Origin of the sequence: Arthrobacter sp. 18067, from assembly GCF_902706295.1 — a bacterium.
In the GTDB taxonomy this organism is placed as follows: domain Bacteria; phylum Actinomycetota; class Actinomycetes; order Actinomycetales; family Micrococcaceae; genus Arthrobacter.
In genome coordinates this window covers 177,588-198,800 of record NZ_CACSJJ010000007.1, presented here as the reverse complement: position 1 = coordinate 198,800, position 21,213 = coordinate 177,588, and the positions used below count along the sequence as shown (strand labels likewise).

Sequence of the window (21,213 nt, the reverse complement as noted above, 5' to 3'; positions counted from 1 at the left end):
GGGTCACGCTGCTTCGTCTGGCTCTGCGGCCTGTACTGGTGCTGCGTCATGGATGCGAAGGACCCTCCAGCGTCCGCTGCCCACGTGGCGGACCAGGTCAAGTGTGATGGTCCCGGTGACAGGTTCTTTTTCCTTGAGGCGCTGAAGCTGAACACGCCAGATCTCGTGGTCTACCAGTCCGGCTCCGCTGCCCAGGGGTGCGCGGCTTTCTTCGAGCCACCATTGGCGTCTCTCGTACCATCGAACAGGCTCGTTGGAGACTGTGTACTGCGTCCCTTTCCATTGGACTTCCCGGGGCTGGCCTGTGTCCGTGCAGATGACGCCGACGGACTCACTGAACAGCCCCATTTCCACACCTCGTTTGCGTCGGAGATCTTTATTCGAATGTATGTTCGAATAAATTCAGTTTACGCCGACGCCTCGACAAAACCTACTTCGAAGTTCCAGCCCCGTCCCGGGCTCTTGATACGCGCCTGCCCACCTGTTTCAGCAAGGCATCGCGCCAGGGTTGCGGGCCTTGGGAAAGGGCGATGCTCCCCATCAGGGAGGAGGCCATCCGTAGTTGCTGGGTGCGCCGTACCCGCTTCCTGCCATAGGCGGCGAGCGCTTCCTTCAACGGCAGTTCGTTGAGCAGTCCGCCCAAGGTCACGGCATCGATCAGTGCTTCGCAGGCGCCCCTGCCCAGGTTGGGGGTCATGGCGTGCGCAGCATCCCCAACCAGCACCACATTGCCGCGCGCATAACGGCCCAGTGGTGGGGTTGTCCAGATGCGTTGCGCCAGCGAATTGTCCGGGTTTGCCCGGGAAAGAACATCCCGCACAGCTGGCGAGTAATTGGCATAGCGGTTTCGAGTCACGTCGAGTGCTTCCGCGACATTCACCCTGTCCGGACCGAGATCGGAGCGGAAGGAGGCGTACCAGTTGGTTCCACCCCCGGCAGGCGCCAAGCCAAAGATCTCTCCGTGGCCCCAGTACTCGCCGGTTTCCTCAGGCGAAGGGGTTCCGGAAACGACTCCCCGGACAGCCAGGAAGGGTGTGGGCCTGGCTGCACTACGCTCACCCCAGGAGTCCCGGCGAACAACGCTGTGGACGCCATCCGCTCCAACGGTCAGCCAGGCGCCGCCGGGCAAGCGTTCCACCCTCCCCGTAACCCGACGCACGGTTTCAGGCACCGCCGAATCCAGCAATGCCAGCAGTTCAGGTCGGGAGACCCCCATTAGCCCTTCCCCCTCCATGGACAGCATGGGTTCTCCTGAAGGGCTTCGGAGTGCACCGGTCTTGATGATGGCTCCCCGGCTCCGCGCGGCACCAAGGAGGCCCAGGCCGGACAATGCTTGCTGGGCTTCGGTCCACATGGCCAGGGTTGTTCCCACAAGGGGGAGTTCCGGCCGCTGTTCGTAAACCGTGACGTCGAACCTGCCGGGATCGAGCCGGGCCGCGAGTGCCAGGCCGGCGATTCCGCCGCCAATGATCACCACTTTTTTCATGCCCACACTGTACTACTACATTTGTAGTGCCGGTAGGGGTTTGCAGCTAGACTTTCGCCATGCCTGACCGACGAACACAGATAGCCGATGCTGCGCTCGCAGTGGTCTCGGAGCAGGGCCTCAAGGGCCTCACGCACCGGGCCGTGGACGCCCAGGCCGGCGTCGCCGTCGGGACTACCTCGAACTACTTCCGCAACCGCGCCGCACTGGTGGGTGCCGCCGTCGACCGTGTTGAAGAACTGGACCGCCTCCTGCTGCAGGAGGGGAAGCTGGAATTCCCGACGTCGGCAGCGTCCTTGGCGGAGCAAATCGCCGGAGCAGTCATGGGACTCGCCGGGGACAACGCCGAACTGACCCGGGCCCGTTTCGTTTTCGCGCTGGACCAACCCGAGGTCGTCGCCGACGGGCACGAGCGTTTGGTGACAGCCTTGGCGCAACTGCTCGAAGCCATGGATATTCCTGAAGCACGAGCAAGGGCTGAGGCAGTTTCCGACTACGGCGACGGGCTTGCGCTGCATCTGCTCACGGCCCGAAAAGGGCAGGTCATGGACAGATCCGCCGTGGCCCGCAACATCCGGCGCCTGTTGGAAGGATGAGTCAAAAGGGGTGGACGCCGGCGGGTCCACAGAGCAGGATTGTGGCATGAGCACCAATGACGCACTCCTGAAGCAGGTCAACATCTCCGCCGAAGACGACAACCTTGTGGCAAGGTTCGAAATCGATGGCAACATACCAGGCTCCGGCGCTTACGTCGTGGGCCTTGTTGCTGCCAGCGAGGACTATTCCTCACAGCGCAGGCTCGGCATCGAATTCATGAATGGCGAGGCGATCTCGTTCTACTCCTTCAACCACTCCCTCAGCGCCGAGGAAAACTACGACATCAAAGGCGTGGAGCATTCGGGCAACGTCATCACGGGGAACTTTCCGATGTCGGCCATCCACGGGCTGAGCAAGGGCCACGTCATGACGGGCTTCAGCGAGGCAGACGGCCGGGAGTTCCAGTCCGGTGTCCCGGTGACCGAGGCTCTCTGACCGCTAGAAGAGACCTTCCACCGGCTCAATGAGTTCCGGGGAGTTGTTCCGGACGTTCCCCACGGCACTGCCCACAGGATCCAACGTCCAGCCAGCAGCGGCATCGTGCGCCCTGGAACGGACCATCTCAACCAGTCCCCCGGCGTCCTTCTCCCGCGGATCCAACCAGGCTTCCATCGTCTCTGTGCTCATGGGCAATGGAACACGGTCATGGAGCGCTGTCAGTTCATCAAAGACCGAGGCGCTGCGCCGGGTCCGGGCCGACTCGGCCGTCGGGGTGTCCGCGGTCAGGATGGACATGGACAGCAACCAACGTCCCGGATCGTCATCAGATGCCGACTGGTCCCGCCACCACTCATACAAGCCCGCAAAGACCAGGCCTTGGCCATCTCCCGGGTGTACGTAATAGGGCTGCTTGTTCTTTCCTTCGCCCTTTTTCCATTCGTAATAGCCGTCAGCGGGAACTGCGCAACGACGTGCAACAGCAGCCTTCTTAAAGGACGGTTTCTCCAGGAGGGTCTCGCTGCGGGCATTGATCAGGCGGGCACCCCCCTTGGGATCCTTCGCCCATGACGGCACCAGGCCCCACTTGGCAACGTGGAGCTGCCGCTTCGGGTTGTCATCGACGAGTCTTTCCAACACGATGGGAACAGCATCGGTGGGTGCTACGTTCCACGACTTTTCGAGTGCAATCTCGTTCTCAAGTTCGGCGTCGAAATCGGCAAGCAGGTCCCCCACCGCACGGGCCATTACATAACGTCCACACATGCGAACAGTCTGCCCTTTCCTGGAAGAACGCACCAGCGCAGGCGTGTGACGTAACCCGGCTTCGCCGCTGGAAGGGAATTATTCGGCCCCGGGTTACCGTTGTTACGAATGAACCACCCCCGTGAAAACGACCAATACTGAGGAGAGCTCTGTGGATTTCACTCCCGACTCCGGCACCATCACCATGTTCTCGACCACGTGGTGCGGTTACTGCAACCGCCTGAAGAAGCAGCTGGACGCCAAGGGCATCGGCTACACCGAGATCAACATCGAAGAAGTAGATGGCACTGCCGAACTCGTCGAGAAGCTCAACGGAGGCAACCGCACAGTACCCACCGTCCTGTTCCCCGACGGCACTGCGGCCACCAACCCCTCCGCCTCCGAGGTTGAGAGCCGGCTCGCCGCCTAGGAGCCATCACCCGGCTGCTGTTGGGCCCGCACGGAACAATCCACATCCTGTCTGCCACCTGTGATAGACAGAATGGGAATCCGTAGCGGGCCTGCTCCATTTAAGGGCCCTCTCTCCGCGAGCCCGAAGGGAATCTCTCAATGGTCCACGCTGTCAAAGGTGTCGTCGTCCGCTCCAAAGGCGCACCAGCAACCCTCGAAACCATCCTGGTCCCTGAGCCCGGACCCGGCGAAGCCCTGGTGGACATCCTTACCAGCGGCGTCTGCCACACCGACCTCCACTACAAACTCGGTGGCATCAGCGACGACTTCCCGTTCCTGCTCGGCCACGAAGCCACCGGAGTGGTCAGCGCAGTAGGACCCGACGTCACGGACGTGGCCCCCGGCGACCGCGTGGTCCTCAACTGGCGCGCAGTCTGCGGCAACTGCCGCGCCTGCAACCGCGGCCAGGCCCAGTACTGCTTCAACACACACAACGCCACCCAGAAAATGACCCTCGAAGACGGCACTGAGCTCTCGCCCGCACTGGGTATCGGCGCCTTCATCGAAAAGACCTTGGTCGCCGCGGGGCAATGCACCAAGGTCGACCCCGACGCCGATGCCGCCGCCGTCGGCCTGCTCGGCTGCGGTGTCATGGCCGGTTTGGGAGCCGCGCTTAACACCGGCGGAGTCAAGCGCGGCGACTCGGTTGCCGTCATTGGCTGCGGAGGCGTAGGCGTTGCAGCCATCGCAGGAGCAGCGCTCGCAGGCGCCACCACCATCATCGCCGTGGACATCGATGCCAAGAAGCTCGAACGCGCCAAGGAACTGGGCGCCACACACACCGTCGACTCCTCTGCAGGGGACCCCGTAGAGGAAATCCGTGCGCTCACCGGTGGCTTCGGAGCAGACGTGGTGATTGACGCCGTCGGACGTCCCGAGACCTACAAGCAGGCCTTCTACGCCCGCGACCTCGCCGGAACCGTGGTCCTGGTGGGCGTCCCCACCCCGGAGATGACCCTGGAATTGCCCCTGCTTGACGTCTTTGGCCGCGGCGGATCGCTCAAGTCTTCATGGTACGGAGACTGCCTGCCCTCCCGGGACTTCCCCATGCTCGTGGACCTGTACAAGCAGGGCAAGCTCGACTTGGATGCGTTCGTCACCGAACGCATCACCATCAACCAGGTCGAAGAAGCGTTCGACAAAATGCACCAGGGCGCCGTCCTCCGATCGGTGGTTGAACTGTGAGCACCCTCAAAATTGATCACGTTGTCACGTCCGGCACTTTCTCGCTCGACGGCGGTACCTGGGACGTTGACAACAACGTCTGGATCGTCGGTGACGACTCTGAATGCATTGTGATCGACCCCGCGCACAATCCTGACGCCATCCTGCAGGCTGTCAACGGCCGCACGGTCAAAGCCATCCTCCTGACCCATGGCCACGACGACCACATTCGCTCGGCCGGTCAATTCAGGGAGCTCGCCAAGGCCCCCATCCACCTGCACCAGGACGACTGGATGCTGTGGCGTGCGGTGTTCCCCGAGGTTGACCCCGACGCAGCGATCGTCGACGGAGAGGAGTTCACCGTTGCCGGCGCCACAGTGAAGGCCGTTCACACCCCCGGGCACTCACCGGGGTCCGTGTCCTTCCACCTTCCCAGCGAAGGCACACTCTTCAGCGGAGACACCCTCTTCCAAGGCGGGCCAGGCGCCACGGGACGCTCCTACAGCGACTTCCCCACCATCATTGAGTCCATCCAGACCAAGCTTCTCAGCCTTCCGGATGAAACAGTGGTCCGCACAGGGCACGGGGACTCCACCACCATCGGAGCAGAGAAGCCGCATCTGGACGAATGGATCGCCCGCGGGCACTGACCATTCTCAGGACCCTTGGTCGGCTGCCGTTCCGTAAACCGGTTCGGCAGCCGGCTCAAGCCGGATAATCACAGACTTCGACGCCGGGGTATTGCTTTCCTCCGCCGTCGACTCCAACGGCACCAGCACATTGGCCTCCGGAAAATATGCAGCGGCGCAGCCCCGCGCAGTGGGGTACGACACCAAACGCAACTGGGGCAGGACACGGTCCACGCCGTCGTCGGCCTCGCCATGCACGTCTACGTACCCGCCGTCCTGGTAGCCCAACTCGTCCAAGTCCCGCGGATTGACCAGCAACACCATGCGGCCTTTCTTGATACCCCTGTACCGATCATTCATGGAGTATGTAGTGGTGTTGAACTGGTCATGGGACCGAACGGTCTGCAAGAGCAGCCGACCTGCGGGAATCTGAATGGTCTCAAGCTCGTTGACCGAGAGCATCGCCTTACCTGTGGTGGTCGGGAAGGTCCGGCTGTCCCTGGGCCCATGGGGCAGCACGAAGCCATCCTGCTCCCGGATGCGCGTGTTGAAATTCTCGAATCCCGGCACTACGCGGGAGATATGGTCCCTGATGGTGTCGTAGTTGGCGTGGAGCCCAGCCCAATCCACCGGCACCTTGATGCGCAGGACCGCTTGGGCAAGATGACTGACAATAGCCACCTCGGACATGACGCCCGGAGCAATAGGCTCCAAGGGACCCGCCGAGCGGTGTACGGCACAGACCGTGTCCTCCACCGTCACGAACTGCTCAACGCCGCCTTGCCTGTCCACCTCGGTTCGCCCCAAACAGGGCAGGATCAGCGCCTGCTCACCCACCACCGCATGGGACCGGTTCAACTTGGTGGAAATCTGGACAGAGAGCCGGGTTTTCCTCACCGCTGCTTCGGCAACCCCGGTGTCTGAGATCGCGTGGACGAGGTTGCCGCCCAAGGCAAACAAAACCTTGATCCTGCCATCCCGCATGCCCCTGATGCTCCCTACTGCATCCACTCCGGACCGCCTTGGCGGGTCAAAGCCAAACTCCGCCTCCAAGGCATCCAGGAACCGCGGCGGCATCTTCTCCCAGATACCCATGGTCCTGTCACCTTGGACGTTGCTATGACCCCGGATCGGGGACGGGCCTGCCCCTGGTTTGCCGATATTGCCGCGCAGCAGGAGCAGGTTGATGATCTCCTTGATGGTGGAGACGGCCTTCTTGTGCTGAGTCAATCCCATGGCCCAGGTGATGATGACCTTGTCGGCGCGGAGATATCTCCCAGCGAGTTCATCGATTTCCGCACTGCTCAGACCCGTAGCAGCCAACACGTCGCGCTCATTCAACGTGGCCAGATGGGCCGCAAAGCCCACGAAACCCTGACAATGCTCATCGATGAAGGCACGATCCAGGACTGTTCCCGGTGCCGCCCTCTCAGCGTCGAGGACGCGCTTGGACAGAGCCTGCAACAGTGCCATGTCCCCGGCAATCCGGATCTGCAGGAATTGATCGGCAAGGTCGGTGCCTTTGCCAATGAGTCCGCGCGGCCTCTGCGGATTCCGGAAGTTGATCAGGCCGGCCTCGGGCAGCGGGTTCACCGCAACGATGGAAGCCCCGGCCAGCTTGGCCTCTTCCAGTGCTGTCAGCATCCGCGGGTGGCAGGTTCCCGGGTTCTGACCCATGATGATGATCAGGTCAGCCTTGGCGAAATCCGTGTAGGTGACGGCCGATTTCCCCACCCCGATGGTCTCCCCCATGGCAACACCTGTGGATTCGTGGCACATGTTGGAACAATCGGGAAGATTGTTGGTTCCAAAGGCCCTGACAAACAGTTGATAGAGGAAAGCCGCCTCGTTACTGGTCCGCCCGCTGGTGTAGAAAGTGGCCTGGTCCGGGCTCTCAAGAGCGTTCAGCTCCCGGGCGATGATCTCAAAAGCCTGGTCCCAGCCAACCGGAACATACAGGTCCGATCCCGCGGCTTTGTACACCGGTTCCACCAGCCTGCCCTGCTGCCCCAGCCAATATTCCGATCGCTGTTCCAAAGAGCTGACGGCGTTCTCCGCCCAGAACTCGGTGGGAATCCTCAGCGGCTCGGCTTCCCACCCGATGGCCTTCGCGCCGTTCTCGCAGAACTCGGCAGCCTTTCGCCCGGGCGGGTCAGGCCAGGCACAGCTCATGCAGTCGAAACCGTCTTTTTGGTTGACGGCCTTCAAGGTCTTCCATGCCCGGGAAGGACCCAGGGAAGCCATGGCATGCGGAAGAGTCTCGCTCAGGCTGGGTAAACCGGCCGCGGACCTCTTGGGCGGACTGACGCTGATGCCTGCGTCAGAATCCTCAATCGGGTGTCTCTTCCGGCCCATCTGTTTCACCGCGATCCGCGTGCTTGGGTACCCTGCTTACCCCAGCCTAGACCCGGGCCCAAACACGCTCAACGGTGCAGGTGCCGCTAGCCCACCAGGCTGCGGAAGTCGCCGTCGACGACGTCCGCATAACCGCGGTAGGCCTCAATGACTGCTTCCTCGACAGTCTGCACATCCAAATGCGGCAGCAGGTCGTTGGCCGCACCGGCGGTTGCGGCATCCCATTCGAGGCCAAGTGCGGCGTAACTCGCCGTCAGGACGTCACGGATCGGTTGGGAGTTCTCCACGACAATCACTGAGCTGAACAGCCAACCACCCGAGACGACCCGCTGCGCGGTGCCTATCAGTTTGATGCTGTGCGCCGGGAAATCGGGATCTTCGCCATGGACGCTGAACTCGCCAGGGCAGTACTCTCCCGGGATTTCGCCGACGGCGGCATGGACACCGACGCTGCGAAGCGCACCAGCCAGCAACTCACCAAACTCGGAAAAGCGAGCCTTGGCCCGAACGATCGCGTCAGGATGCGGCTCAATGTGGTCAATCACCAAGGTGCCCTGGTGATATGCGGCTGCCCGTCCTCCGGCTTTCCGTATCAGGGGTTCGAACCCAAGCTCCCGACAGGCCTCCTCCGCTGCAGGGAAACCAGGAAGGTTCGCGTCCCGCTGCCCGAACGCCACCGTGGGCTGCGGACGATACAGGCGAAGGGAAGGACCCAGCCGCCCGCTGCGGGCACGCTGCAACAGTTCCAGGGCGAAATCGAGGTCCTCTGCCGCACCCATCGATTCCGGTTGGCGATACGCCGTGAGCTGGCCGCGCGCCTCGGCCGGCATCAGCTCTTCCTCAACGTCAGGATTTGCTCGGCCCTGCCGAACGGTCCGCTGACGTCGTGGAGCACAGTGGACGTCAGGCCGATGCCGTCGGATCCGAAGGAGACTTTGTTGTCCAGTCCCAGCCATTCACCGGACGGTGCCCGGTACATGTGGATCTGCAAGTCAACGTTGGGGAAGATATAGCTGTTCTCCCCCGGAGGAACCCGGGCGGCAATCCCGTTGGCGGTGTCCACCAGGCCCATCAACCGCGCAAGATCCGTGCTGTCCTGCTGGTCCGTCAGCGGGTGGGAGGTCCGGATCCACACCTTGCCGGATCCCGGGCGATGCCCCTCCGCCAAACGCATCTCCAACGAGCGGATGTAACCGCCGGGCCACACGCTGGCTCCGTCCCAAGGCTTGCACTCATCCGGGGCGGGCATGGGTTCGTCTTCCACCGCGGCTACCGCACTCGTATCGCTGGTGACCATGCGCCAAGCTGCGGCGCGGATCGCGACCCTGCCTCCGGCGGTGAGTTCGGCCTGGATGAGCTCAATCGTCCGTCCCGGCCTCAGTGTCGAGGTGGTGACCTGGAACTCGCCGCCTGGAATCAGTCCGAGGATTTCGTAACTGATCCGCGCCAGGCGGACGTCGTCCCTGGGCTCATGCCTGACAAGGGCATCGGCAAGGATGCCGGAGGCCGGAGCCATGTGTTGTTCATGGGGATTCCAAGCGCCCTGGGCATGGATCGTGGAACGGTAGCGTCCCTCGCCCAACGATTCGTAGTAGGAATCGCCATCCGCCAGTTCCGGTAATACAGTAGTCAACCCCGAGCCTTTCGCCGATCCAGCAGTAGAACTCAGACCACTGTATCCGCTGATTTGTCCGCAGAACGACGCCTGCGAACCACCACCACCCAGACAATGACGGCAGTCAGCGCGACAACTCCCACACCTGCCCCAACGGGCGACGCCGCTGCTACCGCCAGCCACGCCTCCAGGGCGGCAAGTCCGACGGTCGCGTAAAGAAACGCCCAGATGACAGACCCGGCGACGGCGGCCGGCAGGTAGCGTCGCAGCGGCATTCGAGCCGCGCCGGCTGCAAGATTAATGGCTGTCTGGAGGCCGATGGTCAGGAAAGAAAGTACGACGGCGTACGGACCCCATCGCTGGATCAGGGCTTGGGCACGGGCTGCTTTGGGACGCTCCAAGGACTTCCCGAAGCGGGTGTGGGCGAAACCGGCCACGGCGCCCCGGCCAATCCAGTACGTAACATTGACGCGGATCATGACAATCGCGAAGAGCACCGCGAGGGCGACACCGAAGGGCAAGCTCGTGATCTGGTCCACCCGACTTAGGCTACCCTAAGCATCGCCGGAACGCGGATTCGGTCCCATGCGCCCCCGGGATGAAACCCTAGGATGAGTTCATGGACCTCCGCGACGCCGCCCAGGAGCTGTACGCCGTAGCGCCCCGTGACTTCACAACTGAGCGAACTGCCCTGGTCCGCAAAGCCAAGGACGACGGCGATAAGGACCTTGCGAAAGGGATCGGCAGCCTCCCCAAGCCTGCCGCCGGCGCCTGGGCAATCAACATGCTGGCCGTTCACAAACCCGAGGTGATTGACGGCGTCGTGCGTTTTGGCGTTTCCCTCCGAAACGCCCAAGAGGAGGGCGACGCGGAGGCATTTCGCGAGCTGGGTCAGCAGCGGCAAGGACAGCTGACCGCGGCAGTACATGCAGCGAAGGACCTCGCCGGCGAACTGGGTGCACCGTTGAGTGCCGCCGCAGCTGCAGATGCGGAGCAAACGTTCAGGGCCGCGATGGCTGATGCCGGCGCCGCCGCCGCCGTGGCAACGGGCCGGCTGGTACGCGGGCTGAGCGGCAGCGGCTTTGAAACCGTTGACCTGACCGGTGCCGTTGCTGCGGCTGGCCCCGAGGACCAAGCTGCGCCCGGACAAGAGACCACCGCGAAGCCGGCGGCCAGGAGAAGCCCCGCGAGTTCCGGCACAAAGACCCCAAAATCGCGGGCCCAAGGAGCGCCTGCGCCGGAGAAGGCACAACAAGAGCAGGCGACATCCCTGGCGGATCGCCGTGCAGCCAAACAACAGGCAGCGCTGAAGGAAGCACGGAGCGAATTCGAAGACGCCAACAAAGAGGCTCGCATTGCCGAGGAAGCTGCGTCCCAAGCGTGGGACCTCGTCAATGCGCTCTCAGCCCGCAGAACAAACCTCAAATCCGACATCGAAGACGTTAGGAAGCGCTTGGCGTCCCTGGAAGCGGAACTGATTGGACTCACCCGTGACGCGGAAACCGCCGAGTCGGGGAAGAAGCTCGCGGTGCGGGCAGCCACGCAAAAGCGACGCGCAGCAGACCAAGCCAAGCGGCGCGTCGATCGACTCAGCTAATCCTTCTTCTTGCCCACTGACTTTTGAAGGTGATGGGTTGCCGGCCCTTCGAGATACTTGCCCTCGGCCGTGAACCGCGAGCCGTGCAAGGGGCAATCCCAGGACTTCTCCGCGTCGTTCCAGCTCAGGAGACCGCCCAAGTGTGCGCAGCTGGCGGATACGAGGCAGACCTTGCCCGCCACAGTGGACACGGCTGCTGGTTCACCTTTGTAAAGTCCGACGACGCCAGTCCCCTCGGGCGGGCGGGTTTCGTCGGTGATTTCGGGGTTCTTCCTGAGCCTGGTCCTGTCCTCGATCATCCGGCGGGCAATGTCTGCGTTATGCCGAATGGCCTCCGCCGCGCCCTTGGGCGATGTGACGCGATGATGAATGACGGTGGCCCAATCTGATTGGCCGCCAAGGATGTCCGAGGTGATGGAGAGGGCGGCGGCCACCCCGTTGCTCATACCCCACTTGTTGTAGCCGGTACCGAAGAAGATCCGTCCGTGTCCCCGCGGCAGCTTCCCGAAGAAGGGAACAAGGTTGGTCGCCTGGTAGTCCTGGGCAGACCATGCGTGGGTGACTTCGGCGCCCGGGTAATGGTTGTTGGCCCATCCCAGCAACTCGTCAAGATGTGACTGCGGGGAAATCGCCCGGCCGCCCGGATGTCCGTAACCACCCACCAGGAGCAATTCACCGTCAGCGGTAGGCTGTGTCCGCTGCGACCGGGTGGGCGCGTCAATGGAAAGGTACATGCTTTGTGGAATGTCGCCCGGCACTCGAAGGGCCGCCGCATAGGAGCGGTTCGGCTCGAGCTTGGCGAAGTACAGGCCACGGTCCAAAATGGGTGTCCCCGTTGCGAGCACAACGGTGTCGGCAGTGAAGTTGCCCTTCCGTGTGGTCACGTCCAGGGGAAGTCCTGATCCCACATCCTGAACTTGGACACCCTCAACAATGAGCCCGCCATGCGCCCGGATGTCCTTCGCGAGGGTCTCCAGCACGTCCATAGGGTGTATCTGTGCCTGGTCTTCCAGTTCCAGGGCTTCGACCACTGGGAAGGGCAGGCCGGCATCCCGGCTGAAATGCACATCCAAACCCGCATCCCGCGAATCGGCTGCTTCCTTGCGAAGCCGCTGGCCGCCGTCGTCGGTGGTTGCGAACGTAACAGCTGTGCGGCGCTGGAAGGGGACGCCTTGCTGTTCCATGTACTGCGTGAGCCAGGCCTGTCCGGACTTGTTGGCCTCCACGTAGGCCTGGACCACTTTGAGGGAGTACTGGCGGCGCAACGCGGAGAGCACACCACCTTGCAGGAGGCTTAGCTTTCCAGTGGTGTTTCCCGTTGTGACGGCGCCGAGTGTCCTGGCCTCGAAAACCACCACGCGCTGGCCTGACCGGGACAACAGCAGCGCTGCGACCATTCCGGTGAGGCCTGCGCCCACAACGATCGTGTCAAAGTGCTTTTCATCAGGAATTGAGTCGGACGTGAAAGCGGATTCGCGGTCCAACCACAGCGATTTCATCAAACAACCTGCCTCTCAATTCACTGGCATGTGTTGAGGGAAACGCTAGGCCGGTCGCCGATGCTTATCAAGGGGTGGGGCCGCCTGTGGCGAGGGCTGCGGCATGGCGCAATTCAGGGTCCGCATCGGTCCCCCAACGCTCCAGAACGCGCTCAGCGCGGTCCTTCGCCAGCCCTTCGAGCCGGGCCAGCAAGGGCCCCACCACATCGTTGGCCAGAGGATCCACTAGTTCCCGCGTCCCGGCGTCCCGGATGAAACCTTCGATGCGGGTCAGGTCCGTGTTGACGAGGAGCCCCACTTTGGTCTGCAACAGAACCACAGCTGCGAGGCGCCTTTCGAAGACCGGCTCCTCCCAAAGTTCCGAGCTCAAGGCGGTGATGTCGTCATGGTTAAGGTTCTTGTACCGCTTCAGGGCATCCCGGATTGTTCCGCGAACTGCGCCCACGGACGCGCCGTATACCTTCATGGCTTCGCCGAGGCGCTCACTGGCCTCATCGGCCTTTTCCCAGGACGACTCACGCTGCAGCGTGTAGTCCACAAATTCGGCGGCTTCACTCACCCGTCTATTTTGTCAGTGCCTCACCATAGCGTGATGCCAACAGCAACCGACAGGAGCAATATGCCGTCCCAAGAGCTCGCCACCGAGGCATCTTTTCCGGGTGTCCCGGCTGCTTCGTCCATGCCCGACTGGTATCCCACCTTGCTCAATACCGTGGCTCAGGAAGTGCGCGTCGGCAGGACCCGGGCGCTGGCAGCCGCCAACAGCGAGGTGTTGAATTCCTACTGGAGCATCGGTCGTCAGCTCGCAGAACGTGAATCCGAACAAGGCTGGGGTGCCAAAGTGGTGACGCGATTGTCCGCCGATATCCGGACCCGCTTCCCCGAAGCAAAGGGCTTCTCCCCCAGGAACCTCCGGTACATGAAGAGCTTCGCGCAGGCCTGGCCGGACTTCCCAATGTTGCAAGCGCCGCTTGCAACATTGCCCTGGTATCACCAGATCGCCCTGCTGGAGAAACTCGACGACGCCGCCACGCGCCTCTGGTACGCAGCGGCGGCCGCCCAACACGGATGGTCCCGCAACGTCCTGACACACCAGATTTCTACCCGCCTGCACGAACGATCAGGGCAGGCCATCACCAACTTTGCCTCCACGATGATCCCTGCAGATTCGGATCTCGCGCAGCAGGCGACCAAGGACCCCTACGTCTTCGATTTTCTGTCCATGAGTGATCGGCACACTGAACGGGACCTGGAGCTGCAGTTGGTGAAGCACGTGGAGAAATTCCTGCTTGAACTGGGGCAGGGCTTTGCCTTTGTTGGCGAGCAGGTTCGATTGGAGATTGCCGGGGACGAGTTCTTCGCAGACCTGCTGTTCTACCACCTGAAGTTGCGCTGCTACATGGTGATCGAGCTCAAGGCGGTGAAGTTTGAACCCGGGTTCCTCGGGCAACTGGGCATGTATATGGCAGCCGTGGACGACCTCATGGCACACCCCGATGACAAGCCCACCATCGGCCTCCTGCTGTGCAAGGAGAAGAACAGTGTGGTCGCGGAATACGCGCTGCGGGGGTTCAACGCGCCCGTGGGCATCGCTGAGTGGAGAACCTCCCTGGCAGACTCCTTGCCGGATGAATTAGTTGCGAGCCTGCCGAGCATCGAGACGTTGGAAGCCGAGCTGGCAAGTGAGGCTGCACGGCTAAACGGGTGAGGTCTGGCTGGGCTAGACATTGTCCCTGAACCACGTCAGGGTGTCGTTCCATGCTGCCGTCGCCTGGGCCTCGACGTAGCGTTCACTGGTGTCGTTGTGGAACGCGTGGTCCACGCCCGGGTAGACCTTCATCTGATGTTTGACGGTTGACGCGTCCAGTGCTTCCTGGAATTGGGGCATCGCGCCGGTGATACGTGCGTCATTCTCCGCGTAGACACCAAACACGGCTGGCTTGATGGTGGGTACCTTAGCCAAATCCGGCGCTGGACCGTAGAAGGCAGATGTTGCCTTGAGCCCACTGATTTCCGTGGATGCCTGCCACGTAATACCGCCGCCGAAGCAGAAGCCAACCATGGCGATGCGGCCTTCTTCGACGAAGTCCTGGCCATTGAGGTAGTCGAAGGCGGCCTTGAAATCGTTCACGTGCCGTTGTGCACCTGCCTGCGTCAGTGCACCGGGGACGGCATCCGGGTCCATGTTCGCCGTACCGCCTTCCCGGCTCAGCAGATCCAGTGCCAGCGCTGCGTAACCTTCCTTGGCGAAGCGACGCGCGACGTCCTGGATGTGCGCAGTGAGGCCTCTGTTCTCATGACAGATCAGGACCCCGGGGCCCTTTTGACTTCCCTCCGGCCGGGCAAGGTAGCCGCTGATCTCAGTTCCGCCGGAGTTGAACTTCACCGTGGCCGTCGTCAGTCCGGCTGCGCCCTCCGGAACCGACAAGGGGCTCTTGGCGTTGGGTACCGCGGTGGTGGTGCCCCCCGCTGATGTGGCCGACGACGTGGGCGATGGCGTTGGCATTGGGTCCGTGGTCCGGGGAACCTCGTCCGGCGTACAGCCCACCAAGGTCATGGCCGCCGCAGCCGCGGTCATGCTTCCCATGATGAATGCCACCCGCTTGGTGAATGTCTTGTGCGACAGGTCCCCCGACCGGTAGTCGTCGTAGAACTCTTCAATCAAGTACTTTTCGAACTTTTCAAGCTGCACCATGGCGAACCTCCCGACGATGTCGAATATCCTCCCCTGATCTAAAGACGTGGACAAGGCTAAGAAGGTTCAGAACCATAATCTCCTCACGACGAAGCCGATCGCGTGGGGGCTTCTGCCTGTTGGGTTCAGTTGGTGGACAGAGCCGGCTTACGCAGGAACAGGCCCACAACCAGTGCCGTGAGCAGGCAAAGGCCCGTGTTGACCCAGATGGCGGTGGTGACGCCGCTGAGGACGGCCGGGGCTTCGTTGTTCCCGATGGTGAGGATTTGGGCCGTGAAGATGGCGCTCATGATCGGGATGCCCATGGTGATACCGATCTGCTGGCTCATGGTTGCCAGCCCAGTGGCGAGTCCTTGTTCTTCATCGGGCAGGCTGGAGGTTGCCGTGACCATGAATCCGACGATGACGACAAGGTTGGCTACACCTCCGATGAAGGTGGCGACCAGCAGCAGACCGATGGAGGCGGGATCTGCGCTGAGTAAGACAAGGGCGCCGGTCGCAATGGCCTGGACGATGAATCCGTAAACGATGGCTTTCTTATTGCCGATCTTTCCGATGACTTTGGGGCCAAGAACGCCACCGAGTACTGTGCCGAGGCCAAGGACTGCGAAAGCGAGCCCGGCACCGAGCGGGGTGTACCCGAGAACCTGCTGCAGGTAGAGCGTCAGCAGGAATACCAGGGACGTTTCAGTGACGAATGCCAGAATGCCGGCGATGTTGCCCCAGGCGACGGTGGAGCGTTTCAGAATCTCCAGCGGTACCAGCGGCGAGATCGCCCGGCGTTCGACCGCGACAAAAGCAACAAAAAGAACAACAGCTGCCGCAAGGGAGCCCAGAGTCAGCGGGTTGGTCCAGGAGTGCTCGGCGGCGTTGGTCAAACCGAAGACAAGTGCCAGAAGGCCAAGGGTAACGGTGATGGCACCCGGGACGTCCAGTTTCAACTTCGTGGTGGGCTTGCTCTCGGCGAGGACGATGGGGGCGATAACCAGTACTGCGATCGCCACGGGTACGTTAATGAAGAACGCCCACCGCCAGCTCAGCAGGTCTGTCAGGAGTCCGCCGAGGATAGCGCCGGTCGTGAAGCCCGCAGCCATCAGCGACCCGTTAAGGCCCAGTGCCTTATCGCGCAGTGGGCCTTCCGGGAAGGATGCCAGCAACAGCGACAGGGCAGCAGGAACGACAATGGCCGTAGCGACCCCTTGGCCGACGCGGGCGATAAGCAACAAAGCCGGGTCGGCGGCCAAGCCGCCGGCAAGCGACGCTACGCCCAGCAGGGTCATGCCGATGATGAACATCTTTCGCCGCCCGGCGATGTCGGCGACGCGTCCGAACAGCAGAGTCAGGCCGGCTGCGCAGAGTGCGAACGCTGTAGCGATCCACTGGAGGTTCTCCAGGCTGAAGCCGACATCGGTGCCGATCGCTGGGAGGGCTACGGTGAGGATGGAGAAGTCGACAGCGAGGGTAAAGCTCGCCGCGAGCAGGACAATAAGTGCCAGCCGCTGACGGTCGGTCATGCGCCTGTCTGGGGCGGTATTCGGTTGCGCGTCAATTGAGGGTGGTACGCCGGGTCCTGTGGTGACATCCGGTTGGGTGGTCATAGCGGTGATCCTTCTCTGGAGGAGTGGCCGCCCTTTGGCGGCATCTTCACAACTCCACAGTCACGGAATGCCCGGGGATCAACCACACCCCCTTCTGCCTACCACTGACAGTGACAGTGACGGGCAAGATGCGTCCTACCTCGCTTTTTGCCATTGTCTTGTCACAAGAACGAAATGCGTCTTGACGTTTAGGGTGTCACTGGCAGGGACAGGACAGGGCAGGGGAAGACCGGCAGAATGGGGCGCATGAGTAATCCAAGTGAACTTGGGGAGTTCCTTCGCGTCCGAAGAGCTGCCTTACAGCCAGAGGACGTCGGCCTTCTCAACTACGGCATCCGCCGCGTACCAGGCCTCCGCCGTGAAGAGCTCGCCATGCTGGCCGGCGTCAGCAACACCTACTACACCCGTCTGGAGCAGGGCCTGAGCAACAACGCCTCCGAGGCGGTCATCGACGCCATCGCCCGGGCCTTGAACCTGAATACGGACGAGCGCGCGCATCTGTTCAACCTTGCCCGGCCCGGCACGACCAAACGGCGCACGTTGACTAAGCCCGATAAGGTCAGGCCGGGTACCCTGCGATTGATCCAGTCAATGTCCAACACACCTGCAGTGGTCTTGGGGCGCCGCAGCGAAGTGCTGGCCTGGAACCGCATCGGTCACCGACTTGTAGCCGGTCATCTTGACTTCGCCTCGCCGGAAACGCCTTCGACGCGGCCGAACATGACGCGGCTGTTGTTCCTGGATCGACACACCCGTGAGCTGTACACACGATGGCTTGAGGAGGCCACACGCGCGGTGTCGTCACTACGTCTGGTGGCCGGACACTCCACCGACGACCCGGAGCTCGCTTCGCTGGTCGGTGAGCTGACCATGAACAGCGAAGAATTCGCGAACTTGTGGGCACGGCACCCGGTGGAGAACTGCATGTCGGGGCTGAAGTACATGCACCACCCGGAGGTGGGCGATCTGGAGCTGAACTTCGAGGTCCTGACCCCGCCCGATGAATCAGGCCACCGGATCCTCATGTACGCCGCTGACCCCGGGACGCCGGCGGCCGAAGCACTGCAGCTGCTGACGTCCAGCGACGCTGGTGTGGTCAGCGAAGCTCAACACCTCGCCGCCAAGTAGCGGCAGCGATCTGCCAACCCGTGCAGACGCCGCGCCAATAAGGCGTGTGAAGCCCCCAGTATTGACAGTGCAAGAGAAGGCTCGATCCGTCAGGACCGGGCCTTCTCTTCCACTTTCCCTAGCCCACAGTAACTGTGGCCTGGAGGCTCGGTGGTGGCCTTGATGGAGGTCGAGCCGGAACAGATCAACGCGTACGGTTGCGCCGATGTTGCCTCCATCGAGGTTGACGGGTCTCTCAGGATCCGTGGCCTCGTTGAAAAACCCCGAACCTTGCCATCATCGGGCGCTATGTCCTGCACCCCCGCATCTTTGATGTCCTCGAGCAAACCCCGCCAGGGCGTGGAGGGGAAATCCAGCCCACGGATGCCCTGCAGACCCTGGCAGTCTCCGAGGGTGAGGGCTCCGGTGTGCATCGCGTGATCTTCAGAGGCCGCCGCTTCGATACCGGCGACAAACTCAGCTACCTCAAAGCCGTCATGACCGTAGCCTTGAAACGCGGGGACACAGGTCCCGGGCTCCGAACCGCACTGTGGGAGATCCACAGACCTTGTACCTGACTTAGCGCCGTTAAATGATGCCGCCTCCGGCGCAGGACGGCGGAGGCAGCATCACATCGTGTGAACAGATGCGATTGGCCGGACAGTGGACCAAAATCGGCAGTGGCCAACTACCCTGTCAATTCAAAAAAACTACTTGAGAGATCGGAAGCTATCTGGCGACAACCGCCAGATACCAACTGCGGATTTGTAGGGCCGTTCCTCTCGTAGTTGTTGATCAGGCACACTGAACATCTGGCACGTTGACTATTTCCCGTGCTGGAAAGAAGTCAGCGCTGGCCTTAGTTGGCGACTGCCCCCAGCCAGATGGCGACTGATACTGACGTGCAGAACTTGGAGCAAACCAACTTTGGACCAACGGAACCGGGCTCAAGTGCGCCTCGTTCTCCCATTCCTATCTGTTATCTTCGACCTTGAAGACGGCGTCCGAAAAAGGGCAAGCTTGCAGCCAGGTTCAGGGCAGCGGTGGGCGACGACGCCCAACGCCTGGGTCCGGATCAGCGGCGAAGGAACCAACCGTTGGGGCTGCTGACATCGAATTAATCGCCGGACAACCAGGTCTCGGAGGAATCATGTTGGCCATGACCGAACACCCCGAACGGCTCCTCCAAACGCAACCGCAGCTCCCTCCGACAACACCCAACATCGCCCTTCTAGATGCCGCCCTAGGCAACGATAATCCACCAGCAATCGCCCGACTTCAGCGCACCTTCCGGCTGGCCTTGCATCGGGGACTTCTGCCGCGACACAGGGGCCTCCGACGCCCATAGCGCTGGCTTACGTCAGAGGACGGCTGGTCCTCGCGTCACGAGCTGGTGTTCGCAGTGACAAGGCGCGCCAGGGCAGCTCATAGCCGCATTGCCCAGGTTCTCATCAGCCCTTGATAGCAGCCCCAGGATCGCTGCCCACCTCCGGCGGGCGAGGATCAGTTGATTTGCTTCCTCTTCAGTGCATAAGGAAGGTCAACGTCTATCTCGTCTCGCGGGTCCCTATGGACTAACGAGACGCCACGATGAGACAGAGTGCATGAGACACCCATGGCCAGTCAGCGGGCAATACTTCCGGCGGCAGAATTGATCCATCTTAACTAGAGTTTGTGAGACGCCTGACGGCATACTGACCACAGCTCGCTTGTAACCCTGGCTCTCATGCCCTGCCGCCCAATCGAAGCGTCTTTGCAGACACGGGGCCTGGACGCCGGACACCTTGTTCCTGCGTTGCGCGCGACCTCTGCCCGCACGGTGACCACGGCTGCCATCACCGTCACCGTCGTGCTTATGGCCGCCCCCGCCGTCGTCGTCGCGACCCCATCTGAGGTCTCCGACACCGGCTTATCAAAAGAGCAATAACCGTCGGACTATTTTGATTTGATGGCTAAAATCTAAATAACTCCATCCTTATTCAGACTTTGAGGACTCTATGACTGACGCCTGGCCGCCACACAGCTCCAAAACCATACCTTGGACGACTTCAGGGAGGGCCCCACGTGAAGACCGTGAGTTCACCGAAGTCGAGGTTTCCCTGCCACCCATGATCGGGGACCTCTGGTACAGCCCGAGCCGGGAAACCATCGTCGCATTGGAAAAAGCTGCGGTCTCAGTCGCCTCCCTGGATGTCACGGCCGGAACGCGCATGGCCGCCATCAGCGGGTTCCTCCTGCGCAGCGAGGCTGTGTCGTCCTCAAAGATCGAACACGTAGACGCCAACCGCAACGACTACGCGAAGGCCATGATCGGTTTGAAGGCCAGCGAGAACGCCAGGTCGATGGTCGCCGCCGCCGACGCCGTGCAGTTCATGATCGACGACGCCGGAAAGAGTGGCATGGTGCGTCTGGAGTCTCTCCTCAAGGCCCACCACACCTTGATGAAGGACGACCCACTGGACTGGAAGCACGCCGGGAAGATCCGGGACGTCCAGAACTGGATCGGCGGCAGCGATTACTCACCGCGCGGAGCCGTCCATGTTCCCCCTCCGCCGGAAATGGTGCCAGAGCTGATGGAAGACCTGATGGCTTTCTGCAACCGGGACGACGTGCCGATCATGGCGCAGGCCGCGATTGCCCACGCGCAGTTCGAATCCATCCACCCCTTCACGGACGGCAACGGCCGCATCGGGCGGGCGCTCATCGGTGCCATCTCCCGACGGCGCGGCCTGACGAAGAATACAGTGACGCCCATCGCCTCAGCGATGGTTGCCAATGTGCAGCGGTACTTCACCCTCGTCAACAACTACCGGACCGGCGACGTCGACCCGTTCGTGCTTTACCTGGCCAACTCCGCCCTGCGCGCTGCGGATGCCGCGAGGGAAAGCGTGGCCGCTCTGGACGCATTGCCGGCGATGTGGCTGGAGATGTCCAAGCCGCGCAAGGGCTCCGCCGAGGAGAAGATCATCCCGTGGCTTTTGGAGCGGCCCGTATTCGAAGCGAATCATGCAGCGCACATCGCCGGAGTGGCCGAGACGTCCGTGTACGGCCCCCTGGACAGACTTACGACGGCTGGTGTCATCACGCCAATCACCCAGAGCAAGCGCAGCAAGGCGTGGGCAGCCACCGAGGTCCTCGACGAAGTAGACCGGCTCAACGCCCGGCTGGCGAAGGTGGAAGCGGCCGCCTAACAACGCCGACAGCCCAGGCACGGGGAG

The 21,213-nt window shown here is 62.1% G+C and carries 21 protein-coding genes and 1 pseudogene; 11 read left to right on the top strand and 11 right to left on the bottom strand.

Going from position 1 to position 21,213, the window contains the following annotated elements; translation table 11 throughout:
• Window positions 1-3 precede the first annotated feature (3 nt).
• On the bottom strand, window positions 4-348 hold the full coding sequence (locus GVL04_RS09455; protein WP_159703035.1) for a DUF6504 family protein: 345 nt from the start codon (window positions 346-348) through the stop codon (window positions 4-6).
• A gap of 82 nt (window positions 349-430) precedes the next feature.
• On the bottom strand, window positions 431-1,492 hold the full coding sequence (locus GVL04_RS09450; RefSeq protein ID WP_159703032.1) for an FAD-dependent monooxygenase: 1,062 nt from the start codon (window positions 1,490-1,492) through the stop codon (window positions 431-433).
• A gap of 53 nt (window positions 1,493-1,545) precedes the next feature.
• Between GVL04_RS09450 and GVL04_RS09445 the strand changes: the two genes are divergently transcribed.
• Both GVL04_RS09445 and GVL04_RS09440 read left to right on the top strand, forming a co-directional pair.
• Window positions 1,546-2,082, top strand: coding sequence for a TetR/AcrR family transcriptional regulator (locus GVL04_RS09445; RefSeq protein WP_159703029.1), 537 nt, complete (start codon window positions 1,546-1,548; stop codon window positions 2,080-2,082).
• 46 nt (window positions 2,083-2,128) lie between these two features.
• Window positions 2,129-2,518 (top strand): hypothetical protein, encoded by a 390-nt coding sequence (locus GVL04_RS09440; protein WP_014921999.1) that lies wholly within the window; start codon window positions 2,129-2,131, stop codon window positions 2,516-2,518.
• Window positions 2,519-2,521: 3 nt separating this feature from the next.
• On the opposite strand, the gene GVL04_RS09435 is transcribed toward GVL04_RS09440, so the two are convergent.
• Window positions 2,522-3,268, bottom strand: a complete 747-nt coding sequence (locus GVL04_RS09435) for an SOS response-associated peptidase (RefSeq protein ID WP_235036227.1) — start codon at window positions 3,266-3,268, stop codon at window positions 2,522-2,524.
• Window positions 3,269-3,437: 169 nt separating this feature from the next.
• Between GVL04_RS09435 and GVL04_RS09430 the strand changes: the two genes are divergently transcribed.
• The 3 genes from GVL04_RS09430 (at window position 3,438) to GVL04_RS09420 (ending at window position 5,550) form a co-directional block, all read left to right on the top strand.
• Window positions 3,438-3,695: a mycoredoxin gene (locus GVL04_RS09430; protein ID WP_090825295.1), complete on the top strand. Its 258-nt coding sequence runs from the start codon at window positions 3,438-3,440 to the stop codon at window positions 3,693-3,695.
• A 140-nt stretch (window positions 3,696-3,835) separates the two neighbouring features.
• Entirely contained in the window at window positions 3,836-4,921 is a 1,086-nt protein-coding gene (locus tag GVL04_RS09425) for an S-(hydroxymethyl)mycothiol dehydrogenase (protein ID WP_159703023.1), read from the top strand.
• Complete coding sequence (locus GVL04_RS09420; protein ID WP_159703020.1) at window positions 4,918-5,550, top strand: MBL fold metallo-hydrolase; 633 nt, start codon at window positions 4,918-4,920, stop codon at window positions 5,548-5,550. The genes GVL04_RS09425 and GVL04_RS09420 overlap by 4 nt, the downstream gene beginning before the upstream one ends.
• A 6-nt stretch (window positions 5,551-5,556) precedes the next feature.
• Here GVL04_RS09420 and GVL04_RS09415 read toward each other — a convergent pair whose 3' ends face one another.
• The 4 genes from GVL04_RS09415 to GVL04_RS09400 all read right to left on the bottom strand — a co-directional run bounded on the left by GVL04_RS09415 (window position 5,557) and on the right by GVL04_RS09400 (window position 10,038).
• Window positions 5,557-7,884, bottom strand: coding sequence for an FdhF/YdeP family oxidoreductase (locus GVL04_RS09415; protein WP_159703017.1), 2,328 nt, complete (start codon window positions 7,882-7,884; stop codon window positions 5,557-5,559).
• A gap of 86 nt (window positions 7,885-7,970) precedes the next feature.
• Window positions 7,971-8,714 carry a lipoate--protein ligase family protein gene (locus GVL04_RS09410; RefSeq protein ID WP_159703014.1) on the bottom strand — a complete coding sequence of 248 codons (744 nt, stop codon included), beginning with the start codon at window positions 8,712-8,714 and terminating at the stop codon, window positions 7,971-7,973.
• Window positions 8,714-9,517: a thioesterase family protein gene (locus GVL04_RS09405; protein ID WP_159703011.1), complete on the bottom strand. Its 804-nt coding sequence runs from the start codon at window positions 9,515-9,517 to the stop codon at window positions 8,714-8,716. The genes GVL04_RS09410 and GVL04_RS09405 overlap by 1 nt, the downstream gene beginning before the upstream one ends.
• Before the next feature lie 32 nt (window positions 9,518-9,549).
• Window positions 9,550-10,038: a DedA family protein gene (locus GVL04_RS09400; protein WP_159703008.1), complete on the bottom strand. Its 489-nt coding sequence runs from the start codon at window positions 10,036-10,038 to the stop codon at window positions 9,550-9,552.
• A gap of 80 nt (window positions 10,039-10,118) precedes the next feature.
• On the opposite strand from GVL04_RS09400, the gene GVL04_RS09395 reads away from it, so the two are divergent.
• Complete coding sequence (locus tag GVL04_RS09395; RefSeq protein WP_159703005.1) at window positions 10,119-11,096, top strand: hypothetical protein; 978 nt, start codon at window positions 10,119-10,121, stop codon at window positions 11,094-11,096.
• On the opposite strand, the gene GVL04_RS09390 is transcribed toward GVL04_RS09395, so the two are convergent.
• Together GVL04_RS09390 and GVL04_RS09385 are read right to left on the bottom strand one after the other, a co-directional pair.
• Complete coding sequence (locus GVL04_RS09390) at window positions 11,093-12,595, bottom strand: FAD-dependent oxidoreductase (RefSeq protein WP_159703002.1); 1,503 nt, start codon at window positions 12,593-12,595, stop codon at window positions 11,093-11,095. The two genes, GVL04_RS09395 and GVL04_RS09390, sit on opposite strands and share 4 nt — an antisense overlap.
• Before the next feature lie 67 nt (window positions 12,596-12,662).
• Entirely contained in the window at window positions 12,663-13,154 is a 492-nt protein-coding gene (locus GVL04_RS09385) for a DNA alkylation repair protein (RefSeq protein ID WP_159702999.1), read from the bottom strand.
• Between the two features lie 60 nt (window positions 13,155-13,214).
• On the opposite strand from GVL04_RS09385, the gene GVL04_RS09380 reads away from it, so the two are divergent.
• Entirely contained in the window at window positions 13,215-14,303 is a 1,089-nt protein-coding gene (locus tag GVL04_RS09380) for a YhcG family protein (RefSeq protein ID WP_159702996.1), read from the top strand.
• Window positions 14,304-14,315: 12 nt separating this feature from the next.
• Here the strand turns inward: GVL04_RS09380 and GVL04_RS09375 are convergent, their stop codons facing one another.
• The gene (locus tag GVL04_RS09375) at window positions 14,316-15,290 is read right to left on the bottom strand and encodes a dienelactone hydrolase family protein (RefSeq protein ID WP_159702992.1); all 975 of its coding nucleotides are present in this window, start codon (window positions 15,288-15,290) and stop codon (window positions 14,316-14,318) included.
• A gap of 125 nt (window positions 15,291-15,415) precedes the next feature.
• A complete protein-coding gene (locus GVL04_RS09370) occupies window positions 15,416-16,804 on the bottom strand; it encodes an MFS transporter (protein WP_159703077.1) in 1,389 nt (462 codons plus the stop codon).
• A gap of 330 nt (window positions 16,805-17,134) precedes the next feature.
• Between GVL04_RS09370 and GVL04_RS09365 the strand changes: the two genes are divergently transcribed.
• The 4 genes and pseudogenes from GVL04_RS09365 (at window position 17,135) to GVL04_RS09355 (ending at window position 21,186) form a co-directional block, all read left to right on the top strand.
• Window positions 17,135-18,016, top strand: coding sequence for a helix-turn-helix transcriptional regulator (locus GVL04_RS09365; protein WP_159702989.1), 882 nt, complete (start codon window positions 17,135-17,137; stop codon window positions 18,014-18,016).
• Window positions 18,017-18,157: 141 nt separating this feature from the next.
• Window positions 18,158-18,573, top strand: a pseudogene (locus GVL04_RS24650) (UTP--glucose-1-phosphate uridylyltransferase); the annotation flags it as partial.
• Between the two features lie 1,175 nt (window positions 18,574-19,748).
• On the top strand, window positions 19,749-19,922 hold the full coding sequence (locus GVL04_RS09360; protein ID WP_159702986.1) for a hypothetical protein: 174 nt from the start codon (window positions 19,749-19,751) through the stop codon (window positions 19,920-19,922).
• Between the two features lie 70 nt (window positions 19,923-19,992).
• Window positions 19,993-21,186, top strand: coding sequence for a Fic family protein (locus tag GVL04_RS09355; RefSeq protein WP_159702983.1), 1,194 nt, complete (start codon window positions 19,993-19,995; stop codon window positions 21,184-21,186).
• The last annotated feature ends 27 nt before the right edge of the window (window positions 21,187-21,213 follow it).